Source organism: Flavobacterium adhaerens (genome assembly GCF_040045115.1).
Taxonomy (GTDB): Bacteria; Bacteroidota; Bacteroidia; order Flavobacteriales; family Flavobacteriaceae; genus Flavobacterium; species Flavobacterium adhaerens.
Window position 1 is genome coordinate 58,856 of sequence record NZ_JBDLZX010000004.1, and the last position, 14,574, is coordinate 73,429.

The 14,574-nt window shown below is 32.3% G+C and carries 10 protein-coding genes; 5 read left to right on the forward strand and 5 right to left on the reverse strand.

What is annotated here, in order from left to right; translation table 11 throughout:
• Window positions 1-51: 51 nt before the first annotated feature.
• Window positions 52-4,107: a hybrid sensor histidine kinase/response regulator transcription factor gene (locus tag ABEB18_RS06485; protein ID WP_348798375.1), complete on the reverse strand. Its 4,056-nt coding sequence runs from the start codon at window positions 4,105-4,107 to the stop codon at window positions 52-54.
• A gap of 509 nt (window positions 4,108-4,616) precedes the next feature.
• On the opposite strand from ABEB18_RS06485, the gene ABEB18_RS06490 reads away from it, so the two are divergent.
• The 5 genes from ABEB18_RS06490 (at window position 4,617) to ABEB18_RS06510 (ending at window position 8,409) form a co-directional block, all read left to right on the forward strand.
• The gene (locus tag ABEB18_RS06490) at window positions 4,617-5,975 is read left to right on the forward strand and encodes a glycoside hydrolase family 43 protein (RefSeq protein ID WP_348798376.1); all 1,359 of its coding nucleotides are present in this window, start codon (window positions 4,617-4,619) and stop codon (window positions 5,973-5,975) included.
• 186 nt (window positions 5,976-6,161) lie between these two features.
• Window positions 6,162-6,320, forward strand: coding sequence for a hypothetical protein (locus ABEB18_RS06495; RefSeq protein ID WP_498371370.1), 159 nt, complete (start codon window positions 6,162-6,164; stop codon window positions 6,318-6,320).
• 101 nt (window positions 6,321-6,421) lie between these two features.
• The gene (locus tag ABEB18_RS06500) at window positions 6,422-6,775 is read left to right on the forward strand and encodes a hypothetical protein (protein WP_348798377.1); all 354 of its coding nucleotides are present in this window, start codon (window positions 6,422-6,424) and stop codon (window positions 6,773-6,775) included.
• A gap of 74 nt (window positions 6,776-6,849) precedes the next feature.
• Window positions 6,850-7,620, forward strand: a complete 771-nt coding sequence (locus ABEB18_RS06505; protein ID WP_348798378.1) for a glycoside hydrolase family 43 protein — start codon at window positions 6,850-6,852, stop codon at window positions 7,618-7,620.
• 93 nt (window positions 7,621-7,713) lie between these two features.
• Window positions 7,714-8,409 carry a beta-xylosidase family glycoside hydrolase gene (locus ABEB18_RS06510; protein ID WP_348798379.1) on the forward strand — a complete coding sequence of 232 codons (696 nt, stop codon included), beginning with the start codon at window positions 7,714-7,716 and terminating at the stop codon, window positions 8,407-8,409.
• Window positions 8,410-8,515: 106 nt separating this feature from the next.
• Here the strand turns inward: ABEB18_RS06510 and ABEB18_RS06515 are convergent, their stop codons facing one another.
• From ABEB18_RS06515 to ABEB18_RS06530, 4 genes are all read right to left on the reverse strand, one after another.
• A complete protein-coding gene (locus tag ABEB18_RS06515) occupies window positions 8,516-9,181 on the reverse strand; it encodes an NUDIX hydrolase (RefSeq protein ID WP_348798722.1) in 666 nt (221 codons plus the stop codon).
• 298 nt (window positions 9,182-9,479) lie between these two features.
• Entirely contained in the window at window positions 9,480-10,121 is a 642-nt protein-coding gene (locus tag ABEB18_RS06520; protein WP_348798380.1) for a hypothetical protein, read from the reverse strand.
• Window positions 10,122-10,447: 326 nt separating this feature from the next.
• Window positions 10,448-11,230, reverse strand: a complete 783-nt coding sequence (locus ABEB18_RS06525) for a GLPGLI family protein (protein WP_348798381.1) — start codon at window positions 11,228-11,230, stop codon at window positions 10,448-10,450.
• A 4-nt stretch (window positions 11,231-11,234) separates the two neighbouring features.
• Window positions 11,235-14,033, reverse strand: a complete 2,799-nt coding sequence (locus ABEB18_RS06530) for an outer membrane beta-barrel family protein (protein ID WP_348798382.1) — start codon at window positions 14,031-14,033, stop codon at window positions 11,235-11,237.
• Between the last annotated feature and the right edge of the window lie 541 nt (window positions 14,034-14,574).

Genomic DNA, 14,574 nt, shown 5'->3' on the forward strand with positions numbered 1-14,574 from the left:
CCATTCTTTAAACATTGTTGAGGTGGAAGATCAACAAATAAGATCTAACTTTTAAGATTCAGTTGAAGATGAATTATTCGCATTTTTTTTATGCTGTTCCTCCATATAAGCCTTTGGCGAAACACCATAAAATTCTTTGAAGCTTGTTGAAAATTTTGAGGTATTTGAAAATCCTACAAGATAGGCAACCTCCGCAATATTGGTATGTTTGGAGGCTAACAATTCTCCCGCTTGTTTCAAACGGATGTTGCGAATTAAATCTCTCGAAGATTGACTGGTAAGTTCTTTTAATTTTCGGTGCAAATGTACACGACTAATACCTACTTCGGATGCAATCATTTCTACATTAAGGGCAGGATCATTTAGATTCTTGTTGATAAAAACCATTATCTTTTGAATCAGTTTTTCATCTGCTGATTCCATAGCTATTTTTTCAATCTTATCTTCTTGTATTTGATTTCCGCTATAATTGTTTTTGAGCATTTCTCTATTACGAATCAAATTAAGAGCTGTCTTTTTTAGAATTTCGATATTGAATGGTTTGGTAATGTAGGCATCGGCGCCAATGTTTAGTCCCTCTAATTGATCGTGTTCGTGAGATTTTGCAGTTAATAAAATCACAGGGATATGATTGATGTTTATGTTTTTCTTTATTTTTCGGCATAGAGTTACCCCATCCATTACAGGCATTTTAACATCGCTTATAATTAAATCAAAGGGTTTTGTAAGAATGTCTTCTAGTGCTTCCTTACCGTTAGCGCTTGTTGAGACTTTAAAAAGTTGAGATAATTCTTTGTAGATATATTCTCGTATTTCATCATTATCATCTACTACAAGAATTCTTTTTCTACTGGTTGCATTATTTATAGGGTCTCGATGTGCTGGCTCTGAGATTACAGGAATATTCGCCTCTATTGACTGGTTTTCTTCAATGAAATTTTGAGTTATAAATTCTTCACCAATAGGTAATGTAATTATAAATCGGCATCCTGAATCATCAATGTTGTTTTGGGCTATGATGCTTCCGTTATGAAGCTCGACTATCGATTTTGTAAAATGCAAACCAATACCAGTTCCTTCAGAATGCTGTAACTTACTGTTGTCGGCCTGATAAAATCTGTCAAATATGCGTGTTGTTTCTTCTTCATTTAACCCAATTCCATTATCTACAATGGTGATTATAAGATTAGATGTTGAACGTTGTTGCTGCTTTTCAATAATAATATCAATCTTACCATTTTGCGGGACAAATTTTACGGCATTGGAGAGTACATTTTGTATAATTCTGTCAAAATACACGGGATCTGCCCATATATATAAATTGGGTTGGGAGTAGTTAATATTTAAAGTGATATTTTTAGTTTTGATTTGCTCTTCAAATAAAAGGCAAAGATCTTTAACAGATTGTATAACCTCAGTAGTATCAAAATTTAAAGAAATTTGGCCTTGATCGAGTCTGCGTACATCCATAACTTGATTGATTAGCTGGAGAATTTTTTCGGAGTTACGGTACATCACTTGATACCATTGTTGCCTAATAGTATCTTGATCTGTATTCATCAACTTTGTTAACGGATTTATGACAAGTGATATTGGGGATTTTATATCGTGTGATATATTAGTCAAAAATTGGAGTTTAGCATCATTGATTTGTTTATTGCGAAGATGCTCCTCTAATTTTGTTTTTGTAATTTGTCTTTGTTTTAGTTGTTGTTTGGCAAAAACAATCAGAACGAGTAAGACTATCCAATAAAAACATTTTGCAACGAAAGAAAAATACCAAACTGGATGAATGGTTATGGTTAGACTCTTTTCTTCCGAAAATTTGCCGTAGAGTTCAGCCTTTATTTTAAGATTATAGGTTCCTGGTTCAAGATTGTCGAATGTAACGGTATTATTGCCTTGATGTAGTTTATTCCATTTATCACTATTCAAAGAATAGTAATAGGTTATATGTTGTTGGTTGATAAAATCCAAAGATGAAAATTCGATACTAAACGAATTGTCTTCATAGCCCAGATCTACAGTTTTAGCATCGATGAGTGCACTGTTTATGATGTCAAGCCCATCCGATTTCATCCCCTGTTTTACAGATCGATCCTGTATGTATAAACCAGTAATGTAAACTTTGGTAGTTTTGCCATTGTCTTTTATGTTTTCGGGATCGAAGTAGGTAACTCCTTTCATCCCGCCAAAAATAATTTGGTTCTGATTATCTACAAATGAAGCGTTTTTGCTGAATTCATTGCCTTGTAATCCGTTATTGAAATAAAAATTATAAAACTTCTTGGTTTTGGTGTTGAATTTAGAAATTCCATTGTTGGTACTAATCCATAAATTATCTTTTTTATCTCTTTCTATCCCACAGATGATATTGCTAGGCAAATTGTCTTCTGTAGTAAAGGTTTTTATAATTTCGCATTCTTTGTTTAGGTAAACCAATCCAACCGAAGTTCCAATCCATAAATTACCAAGTTTATCCTCGTTTAGTGCATAGATGATTTTTTCGCTCAAAATATGGTTTTGTCCCCCTTTTTCGATAAAAGTTTTCGTTTTAAGATCCCAACAGTACAATCCGTCATAAGTAGCAATATATAGTTTGTTGTTTTTAGAGGCCAAAATGCAATTAATATATCGATTCCCATAGGGAACGTTTTTGTTTTTGCCTTTTCGAAAAGAATCCAGATTAACCGCTTTGAGTGTTTGTAAATTCATCTTGAATAAACCTGCACCTTGTGTGCCTATCCATAAATGTTTGTCATTAGATTCAATAATACTATAGACACTTTCTACAGGTTTGCCCTCATGATCTAAGAGTGTATTTATAAACTCAAATTTGTTGGAAGACTTGTTTAATTTGGCCATTCCGTGAAGGTAAGTACCTATCCAAAGATCATTATTTGAATCTTCAAAAATACTCATAATGGCAATCCTACCAAAACCATTTTTGTCAAGACTGTAATGAAATTCTCTTTTGCCTTTTTCAGAAATTCCATATAAGCCATCTCCATCTGTACCAACCCAAAGTATGTTTTTGTGATCTTTGTAAACCGACATTACACAGCTTGATCCAATAACATTATTGGTTATAGATTGATAACCCAAATATTTAAAATTACTCTCTTTTGGGGGTAATAATAATAATCCCTTTTGGAATAACCCCAACCATAAATTACCTCCTCTATCTTCTAAAATGATATGTATTTTTGATCTTGCAAAATCAAAATTGGATACAGTAAAATTGGTAACAGACATTGTTTTTTTAGTAATATCATAAGTATATAACCCCATTCCATCTGTTCCAATGAGTATTTTGTTGTTTTTTTCTAAATAAAGCTTTTTGATAGGAAGCGGAGCGGAATTATCAAAAGAATCAAATTTTTGTGTTGCTTTGTTGTAAATAAAAAGCCCATCATTGAGGGTGCCAACATATAGACCTCCATTTTTATCTTCGCACATACTGGTAATGATGGTCAAATGTTCTTTAGAGAAAAGATATTGCTTTACTTTGTTGTTTTTGTCAATTTTCCAAAGCTCTTTGTCTTGAGTCATGATCCAAAGGTTTTGATTATGATCTTCGTAAATTTCATGAATCATACCGCTGGGAATCGATAATTTTATAGAATTTGCGGTAAGGGATTCTTTTTTTAAATTAACTTTAAAAACTCCATAACCAGATGTTCCAATTAGGATGTCTCCATTTTTTCTTTGAAAGATACAACTCACATGAGGATTTGTCTTTGTATTTCCTAAATTATACATAGGTATCGTTACAAATGAGTCTGTCGTGTGTTTATATAGTTGTAAACCGTTGATAAAACCAAAAAACAAATTTTTATTAGCATCCTCAAAGATTGATTTTACATAATTATTAAGTAGTGAACCTGAGACGTTTTTCTCATTTCTGTAAATGATAAATTTTGAACCATCATATCTATTTAGTCCATCTTCGGTAGCAGACCAAAGATAGCCTTTGCTATCCTGATATATGCTGTTAATTAAGCTGCTAGAAAGTTCAGTATCTGAAGTGTATAGTTTTCCTGACTGTGACCATATCTGACAGTTGAAAAGCAATAAAACGAGACATGTGATTTTTAGATAATTCAAAATAAAACAGATATGGGATTAAAAGATGTGAAACTAAATTTGTTTTTTTGAAATCAACTTATAAATTAACTCAGGTTTGTTGAAGAAAACCCTTAATACATCATAATAGTATTATTGACTACAATTTTAATCGTAAATTTTTGTTTGAGCAAATTTTGACTTTAAAAATAAATGGACAAGATTAAAAAACATATGTGTTTTTTTTAATTTATTTTTTTAAAATAGATTTAATATTGAAAATAATTCATTTTTATAGAATAAATGTATATGTTACATTTATTTTTTGTTGATTATTTTAATTTTCGCTTAAAATAATGTAATTCTTTAAAAAGGGACTGTAATTATCCAAAAACTTTTTTAATATTGTCATGATGACTATTAATGTTTTTCAATCTGTTTAACTGAATAAATTAGATGTATTTACGGCATCTGTTTAATACAAGATGAGAGTGAATTCTATTAAAAGAGAATTTTATTTCCAAAAGATAAATATAAATGAATAATCTATTATGAAAAAAAACAAAATCAAGTACTCGCTATATGTAATTGTAGGAATCTTTTCCACAGCTTTATTGGCACAAAAACCTATTGTACAATCCGCATACACTGCAGACCCTGCACCATTAGTTTATAATGGAAAAGTATTTTTGTACACAGGACATGATGAGGATAATTCTACCTGGTTCAGCATGAACAACTGGAAATTATATTCTTCCAGTGATATGGTAAACTGGACGGAGCACCGTTCGCCACTTTCTTATAAAACATTCAGTTGGGCAGAGGGTGATGCTTGGGCAGCTCAGTGTATTGAACGAAATGGTAAATTTTTTATGTATTGCCCTGTTATAGATAGAGAGACACATTCTCCAGCAATAGGAGTGGCAGTAGCGGACAGTCCTTATGGCCCTTTTTATGATGCACTTGGAAAACCATTGGCAGCGACAGGTTTTGGAGATATAGATCCTTCTGTATTCTTGGATTCTGACGGTCAGGCGTATTTATATTGGGGTAACCCTAATTGTCAATATGTATTGCTAAATGAAGATATGATTTCATATAAAGGCAGTATTGTTACTATACCATTGACAGAGGCTTCGTTTGGAAAAAGAACAGGTGATCCTAAACGCTCAACCTTATACGAAGAAGGGCCATGGTTGTATAAAAGAAACAAATTATACTATCTGTTCTGGGCGGGAGGGCCTCTTCCGGAACATTTAGGTTATTCGACCAGCAGCAAACCTAGCGGTCCTTGGAAGTACGGAGGAACGTTGATGCCTGCCGAGGGAGGAAGTTTTACAAATCATCCGGGCGTAATTGATTTTGCAGGTAAAACGTATTTGTTTTATCACAATGGTGCATTGCCTGGTGGCGGAGGTTTTACCAGGTCAGTTTGTGTACGTGAATTTAGTTTTAATGCAGATGGTTCCATACCACAGCTTAAAATGGAACAAGATATTGTAAAAGGACTTACTGTTTTAAATCCATATCTTAAAAACGAGGCCGAAACTATAGCTTGGTCAGAAGGTGTTAAGACAGCAGAAAGTGATCAGGTTGGTGTTTTTGCAACTGCTGTAAAAGACGGAAGTTTTATTAAGGTGCGTGATGTTGATTTTGGTAAAATTGGAGTGTCTAAGTTTACTGCAAGGATGGCTACTGCCCATAACGATGTTAAAATGGAAATCAGAATTGATAATGCCGGGGGACAACTTGTAGGGACAGTGAATATTCCAAGAACTGGTGGTAATGGAAAGTGGACGATTCAGACTATTGATACTGCTGCTTTAAGTGGTGTTCATGATCTTTATTTCGTATTTAAAGGTCATGGTGTGGGGGAACTTGCCTTTTTTGATTATTGGATGTTTAAATAAGATTGTAAAAAAAAATCTTTTAAAATTGGTAATTAAGTTAATATATGCTTTTTAGCCAGTAAAAAAATAAACCATATGAAAAATGCATTTTTAAATGAACTAACTAATGAAAATATTGAGTAGCCTCTTCAAAGCAGTAAAATTTATCTGAGGACTGGAGGTAATTATGATAAAGATAGTGCATGGATGAGCTTTAGTACAGATGGAAAGAACTTTACAAGTATCGGTGGGGATTTGAGACTTACTTACCAAATGAAAACTTTTCAAGGAGTTCGATATGCTCTGTTTGCTTACAATACTCTTGGAAAGGATGGGGGTATGCTACATTTGATAATTTTAAAGTAGAGGAGTCTCTTGCTGATAAGTCAAAGAATATCCCTTTTGAAAAAATTATCACTATAAAAAATCTTTCTAACAATTTAAAGGCATGGGCAAATCCACACGGGATGTTGCATTTTGCATGGACAGGATCGCCAGAGGATAATTCGGATGCCTGTCGTTTTAAGGTTCATGACCGTGGTCAGGGAAGAGTTGTTTTAGAAGCTTTAAATGGTTCAGTATTTCTTACAGTAGTTGGAGAGGGATTACCAGCAGATGTGCGTTTGATGAATAAAGAAACCGAAGCAGCTCTTTTTCAATGGCAGGATATGTTAAGAGGCCAATTTATGTTGATGTCATTAAAAACAAACCGATATGTAGGATTGGATCCTGCGACAGGAGAACCCTATTCAGCTGATTGGCTAGGAGCGCGACCGGACAGGAAAGATGGTACAGTTATGTATTGGGAAGAAGTAAAATAGTTTATATTACAAAGTATTAGTTGTAGAGGGAGTGTTGACATATTAATTGTTTATTTTAATTGAATAATATAGAAATGAAATTTAAAGTCTTTTTTCTTACTGTAGTATTCTGCAGTTTAAGTTTTATGAGCAATGGGCAGGGATATAAAAATCCAATATTACCTGGTTTTTATCCTGACCCGAGTGTCTGTTTTGACGGTAAATATTATTATCTCGTAAACAGTAGTTTTCAGTACTTTCCGGGTGTTCCATTGCATCGCAGTCAGGATCTCATTCATTGGGAGAATATCGGATATGTTCTGAATAGACCTTCTCAGATTAAATTAGAGAATCTTGGTTTTTGGAATGGAATTTATGCTCCCTCTATTCGATTTAATAAAGGGATCTATTATATGGTAACAACCAATACATCTGACAAGGGGAATTTTTTTGTGTTTACAAAAGACCCTGCAGGTTCTTGGTCTGATCCTATTTGGGTAGATCAAGGAGGTATTGATCCGGATCTATTTTTTGATGAAGATGGTAAAGTTTACTTTGTAAATGCCAACGGTGGAATTCATATAGTGGAAATCGATATTAAAACCAGAAAAAAACTTTTTGAATCCAAGCAGATTTGGACGGGGAGTGGTGCACGCCATACTGAGGCACCGCATATCTATAGAAAAGACGGTTTTTACTATTTGGTAACTGCTGAAGGCGGTACCGAATACGGACACAAAGTCAGTATAGCAAGAAGTAAGAGTCTTTACGGACCTTATGAATTAAATCCAGATAACCCTGTTTTGACCCATATCAATCAGAGTGGAGCATTTAGTCCTATTCAGGCAGGGAACGGGTCATGCTGATTTTATTAAAGCTCAGGACGGTTCATGGTGGGCTGTTTTTTTGGGATTTCGTCCTCAGTCCTATACTCATCATCTTTTGGGTAGGAAACTTTTTTGGCACCAGTAAAGTGGGATGCTGGTAAATGGCCTATAGTCAATGAAAACGGAACAGTAGCATTGGATATGAATGTGCCAACTTTACCTCAAGTTCTTGTGGCAGTGGAAAACCCTAGGACAGAATTTGACAAGGCTGTACTTGGAAAAGAATGGAACTATTTGTGTATTCCCAATATGAATAATTATTCGCTTACAGAGCGGAAAGGATTTTTAAGAATCAGACCTTCAGAAAAATCGCTGGATATGATCGGAAATCCATCTTTTGTTGGACGTAGACAGCAACATATTGATTTTAAATCATCTGTTTCTTTGGATTATTCAAAACTTAAAGAAGGTTCTAGGGCTGGTATTACTGTTTATATGGCTAATGATTATCATTATGATATGAGTGTGAAACATGTTTCAGGCAAATTTATTTTGAGTTTAACTTATTCCTTGGGAGCACTTAGGCATACAGAAAAAGAAATTCCATTGCAAAATGGGGAAGTTGTGCTTGGAGTAGATGGGAGTGGAGAACTTTATAAATTCTATTATTTAACTTCGGACGGTACTCGACAAGATGTTGGTCAGATTAATACCCGTTTTATAAGTTCAGAAACTGCTGGTGGTTTTACGGGTGTTTTTCTAGGCTTGTTTGCAGATGGGAAAGTAGAGAAAGACTCCTTTGCTGATTTCGACTGGTTTGAGTATTAGTCATTGGAAAGAAAGTAGTCATTGTTTTTAATAATGTATTAGATTAAAAATAATAAGCTGTACTTTTTGGAAGTACAGCTTATTTTATAAAAAAAAAATTAATTGTTTAAAACTCGAAATTGAAACCCTTTTTGGTAAGTTCTTGATAGACTTCTGGATCAAATTCATAGAGTTGAGCTGCTCTATATTTTGAATTCTTTTGTTTTTCTGGAAGGGCTTTCAATAGTTTCATGTTTAAAAATTTTCGTCTAAAATTTGGTTTATCCATTTCGTAGCCAAGTATTTCCTCGTATAAATGCATGAGTTCTAGAAGGGTGAATTTTTTGGGAAGCAAAGCAAGACCTATAGGTGTTTTTCGTACTTTTTTTTGTAGTTTCTTAATAGCGTATTTTAGTATTTTGTCATGGTCAAAAGCAAGTTTTGGTACGTCTTTGATGTTGTACCATTGGGCATCAAAAGTATTACCACCAGCTGTAACATTGTAATCATCTTTTTTTATTAACGCATAATAACCTATCGTAACAATACGTGCAGCGGGGTATCTATCGGGCGCACCAAAAGCTTTAAGTTGCTTTAAATAAATATTATCAAGTCCTGTAACTTTATGAAGTAATCGATTTGCAGCATCTCTGATGTGCTCTTTTTCGGTTATCCAACCGCCAGGGAGTCCCCATTGTCCTATAGATACACCTTCGCCATGTTGAATTAAAAGTATTTTGAGACAACCAGAATCATAACCGAATATGGCGCAGTCTATAGTAATATCTCTCATAACCCAAATAGGTTCTGAATTATCTGATTTACTTTGTTTGACTTCTTTCAACTTAAGATAGAATTATTAGAGTTTATGCACTTTTCTATAAAAGCAAAAATATTAAAAAAAGAAATTACATATTGTCGCTATGACTACATTTGTGTAGAATGATGAATTTGATGTCAATTTTATTAACTCCAAAGCACAAAGTTTTGATGAAAATAGGAGTTGATTTTTTATGAAGTATATTGATGCGATTAAAAAAAAGCCTCAGATTTCTCTGAAGCTTCTTGGTGGCAATAATCTAATTCTAAAATTATTTACATTTATTTTTTTCAAAAATTGTTTGCAGTTGTTCAACTGCGGATTTGACTTTGAAATTTGTTTTTTCTATCACATCGATAATTTTAGGACAATCGGCAAAGGCCTCTCTTGACATTTTTCGAATTAATGAATCAGCTCCAATAGTCACAGTAGATCCGCCTACGAATCCAAAGACTAATGCATCACTATCTTTTTTTCCAAAATAGTAAGCTGTGCTTGCCAACATAATTACTCTACTTGTTCCAGCCGCATTTGGTCGGTTGACAGGGGCTTCGTATATGTAGCCAATTTTGACATTTTTGTCATCAATAATATACATCCACTTTTTTTTGCTCGATTTCGAAAATTTTCCAGTCAAAATATTAGCAGTTGTAACGTATAATCGCTCTACAGTTATTTTTAAATTTTCTTCGTTAGTATATTCTATTTTTTTAATATCAGCACTTGAAATTTTTTCTGTTTTAGCATTTTCATCAGTTCTAAATTTTACTTTAGAATCATTGAGTTCTACTTTTTCGGAAAGCCCTTTTTTTATAGTTCCATCCTCCATATATAGAACGGCTTTAATGTATTTTGCATGAATTGTTGTTGTACATAATAAAAGTGTTAGCAAAAACAAACTTGTTTTTTTCATAGTGTTTTAAAATTTGTAGTAAATGTTAAGCAAATTTTTAAGAAAAATTAAGCGAATGTATGACTTTTCTTTAAATTAAAAACATTTAAAGTGAGAGATATTTTAAAATCGGTGATGTACTTTTACAACCTGCTGTAAAACGAGTATAGAGCTATGGTATATCTTGGAAAAGAGTAGTAATTATTATCATTATTTGTATAAAAAGACTAAGATAGGAGGATGAATTCGAGTAATTATGGTCTGGAAATCTTTTAATTACATCAGTTAAAACGAAAGAATAGTTCTCAAAAATTATTTTTTGTGAAGCTATAAGCTTTAATGGTTTGTTACAAAGAGTAGGCCAGTAATGTTTTTTTTGCCCATTTCCCCCAATCTTTTAAAGCTTCCAAGAGGGTTTTGTTTAGTTCTTTATTATTAGTAGGCTTACCTTTTACTGGAGGAGCTAAATCATTTTCGGGTACTGGAATTTCAGTAACTTTTGTGGCAAACCATGTTATATTTTCATGTGGTAGAGCCAAACCTAAAATTGTTCCTGGTAAACCTGTAAAGGATTCAGGACCGCCTGAAAATGGAATTTGAATGGTGTAATAAGCAACAACATAAACAGAATCAAGAACTATAGCATTTGCTCTGCGGCATTCATAACCTGCAATTTCTCTAGTTTCATCAGTAATTTTCCAGTCAATTTTGCGTAAACTATCTTTAACTAAATATAAATCATCGTAAATGTTTTTTTGGGTAACACTGGTTTGAGTATCTAAATCTGTGGCGATAACATTTTTTAAATTAGCCATTGCATCATCTGCAATCCAACTGTTGTTTGCTGATTGATTTGTTTCTTCCCATTTGTATAAACTTTTGTTTTTAGAAAAACTTAGAATGCTTTTTGTAGTTTTAAATTGCGGATTGTTTTTTTTATAACTTTCAAAAGCTAATTGATAATAACTCTCTGTTTCTCCTTTTATTTTTTTGGAAATCAAAGCGTACATATTTGATTTTTTTTCAAATTCGATTACGCCATTTTGCACAAAGTGGTCATTTTGTGCAAAAGTATTGCAACTTGTCAGTAAAATTATTAAAATTAAGATGTGATTTATTAGTGTTTTCATGACCTTAGTTTTGTTTAATTTCTCCTCCGCCCATTTTGCTGAAATCCCAGCTTACAGAGAACATAAAATATCTTTGGATAGTCGTATAAGTACTTTGGCTAATATTTCCATTGAATGCAGAACGATTAAATCCTACATTTTGGTTCAAAAGATCTCTTCCTGTTATGGAAACTCTTAAATTATCTGATTTTAAGAATTTTTTAGTGATAGATGCATTCCAAATAAAACGTTCAAAACTTTCCTGAATCACTTGCGTTTTTCCATTGTATTGATAATTTCCATCTGTGCTAATTTCTAGTTTGAAAGGTAATTGTACACTAGACCAGAAATTTCCATTAAAACCCCAACCATTACTTTTACTATTTTCGTTGATGCTTGCATTAGCAACGTTATAAGTAGGTCCGAAGTAAGCATCAAAATTATATTTTTTTTCTTTCTGCTTTGAAAATTCTAAATTAAAGGTATAAGTTGAATTTTTAGTTTGATTTAGCTGCGTATTGATGTAATTATAGTTTACATTTTTACTAGCGCTTAAACCAATTCCTGCATTCAGGTCTATGGCTTTGATTGTTTTTCCAAAATTAGTATTCAAATTATAACTTGTTGTAGCTTTGTTATCTAGGTTAACAAATTGAGAAATACTTTGTCCTCTATCATTTGTAACCACATCGCTTACTATTGGATTTAGCGTAAAATTATACGATCCATTAATCGAAAAAAACTGGTTACTAAGTACTTTATACGAATAATAATTACCTCTAAAATTATTTCTAAAAGATGGATCTAAATTAGGATTACCTAAAATCGTATTTAATGGGTTTTGATTATTTGCTATCGGTTGTATTTGTTCTAATGTTGGCTGATCTGTGTTTCCGTTATATGATAGACGTAATGATTCTCTTTGTTTAAAATTATATTGATAGTTTATCTGAGGCATGTAGTTGATAAATTTTCGCTTAAAAGAACTATCTCTATAAACATCATATTGCTTAAAGTTTACACCACTAAATTTAGAACCAAAAGAAAAAACAGTTTTGTTTTTTTTGTAGTTAAAAATCGCTCCAATTTGGTTTATCGTTTGGTCTAATTCATAATTATTACTAAAGATGGGATCCAAAATACTATAGTCGCCATTTGAAGATTGATTAAAAGATTTACGATCAGATTTTCCGTTGCTAAAGTTGAATCCATAATTAAGAACTACAGTAAGGCTCTTGGATAAAGGTTCGGTATAAATCAAATTTGATTTAAAAGCTGTATTGCGAATATTGTTGACTTTGTTTTGATTGATTATTTTGGTGCTATCGGGAACAATTACAGCTGGTGTAAAAAATTCAGCTATAGAGTTTAAATAACCATCACTTTTGCTATCAGAACTTGATTGGTTTAAATTAAGAGAGAATGTTCGGCCTGTTTTTTTAAGTCTTTTAGTCAATAATGTGTTTATATTAAATACTTTATCATCTACATCGTTTGTAGTTGTCTGCTTCAAATTATTCAATTGGTTACCTTGTTCGTCAGTACCTTTTTGCATTTCTGCTTCACTTGAATTACTGTTTTTAAATAATCCATCTACATTTAATTTTAAAGTTAAAGTAGTATCGATTTTAATTTCATAAGCTAGATCAAGTTTATTTTTAGTCATGTTTTTTTCAAAACTCTTGTCCGAAGTATTATAAATGCTGCTAGTACTTAAATTTTGCTGGTTAATATCATTGCGATCTCCTGAAAGTTTGATATCGCCAATTTTATAATTCATATTGATAGATTCTTTGTCGTTGTTCCATTTATTATCAAAATGTATTCCGCCCGTTTGAGCAACTGGAATTCCTTCACCACTAAATTGTCCGTCCCAACTATCAAATTCATCATTTCCATTGTTTGAAAAATAAATACCACCATCATCAGTTACCTGATAACTGTTTTGTCCATATTTATCTTTATCACCCCATCCCAATCCTACTTGTCCTGTATTGCCAAAAATACCATAAACTGCTATTTTTTTCTTATCCCAAAATTTATTATACATGGCTTGTCCTTTGTAAAAATTATCAGTTCCTCCACCAAGTTCTACTTTGCCGAAATGACCTTTTTTCTTGTCTTCTTTAAGTTTTACATTCAGCGTTTTGGTTTTCTGACCATCATCAATTCCTGTGAAAGCTGCTTGATCACTTTTTTTGTCGTACAATTGTACTTTATCAACCATGTCCGCACGTAAGTTTTTTGTAACTAAAGTGGGATCATCACCAAAAAATTCTTCTCCATCAACCAAAACTTTTGTCACAGTTTCGCCTTGAGCAGTAATTTTTCCATCCTTATCAATTTGTATTCCTGGAAATTGTTTTATCAGATCTTCTACTTTTGCATTAGGTTCTATTTTAAATGCTTTTGGATCAAATTCCAACGTATCTCCTTTAAATTTCATGGCGGCTCTATTGCCTTTTATAATTACTTCCGATAGTAATTTTCCTTTATCAACCAAGTTGATTCTGCCATAATCTTTGATTAGCTGTGTAGAATCAACCGAAAATTGATCTACAAAATCAGCATATTTTGGATAAGAAACCAACAAAATAAATTTACCATCTTTAATATTATTCAACTCAAAATAACCATTTTCTGTGGCTCGGGTAAATTTTACTAAAATAGAATCTTTTTCTCTTAACAAAGAGATTGATGCTTTTGATAAAGATGAATGATTTATTGTATCTGTTACATATCCTTTAACTGTGCCTGATGTTTGTGCCTGTAAAGTATTTGATAAAAAAAGAAAGCAACATAATGCTAGAATTGTATGTTTCATTATTTGGGGGTGGTTTTTTGAAAAAGAGGCATTAGAGTTCTATTCTATTTTTTGAGAAATAGAAATAAAATATATTTTTCAGTGATTTGTTTTTGAATAAGCAAGATTATGAATTCTAAAATTGGAAAAGTATTTTTTGATACAGATTTACCCAAGAACAACGACTTGATTTTATGAAATTCATTTTTTTTTTGGAGGGTTTGATTGTTAGCGTATGGATTTTAATTAGTGATTGTTACTATAAATGGTTTAAATAAAGGTATAGCTCAAAAACAATACAATATATAAAAAAAAAAAGATTTTAATTTTATTGTTATGGTTGATTATTTATATCAATATTTTTTTGTCAATATCTTTCAGTGTTAAGCTGATCTTAAAAATTTTCAAATGATATTTCTCTACGTTGTGTCGGCAGAATTAAGTCACGACTTTTAGACTTGATCTAACTTTTGTGTCTGATCCGATAAATAGGGAAGTAGTGTAAATTCTTGGTTTTAGGAGATAAAAAAAAAAGAGAACTTGAAATAAGTTCTCTTCTCAG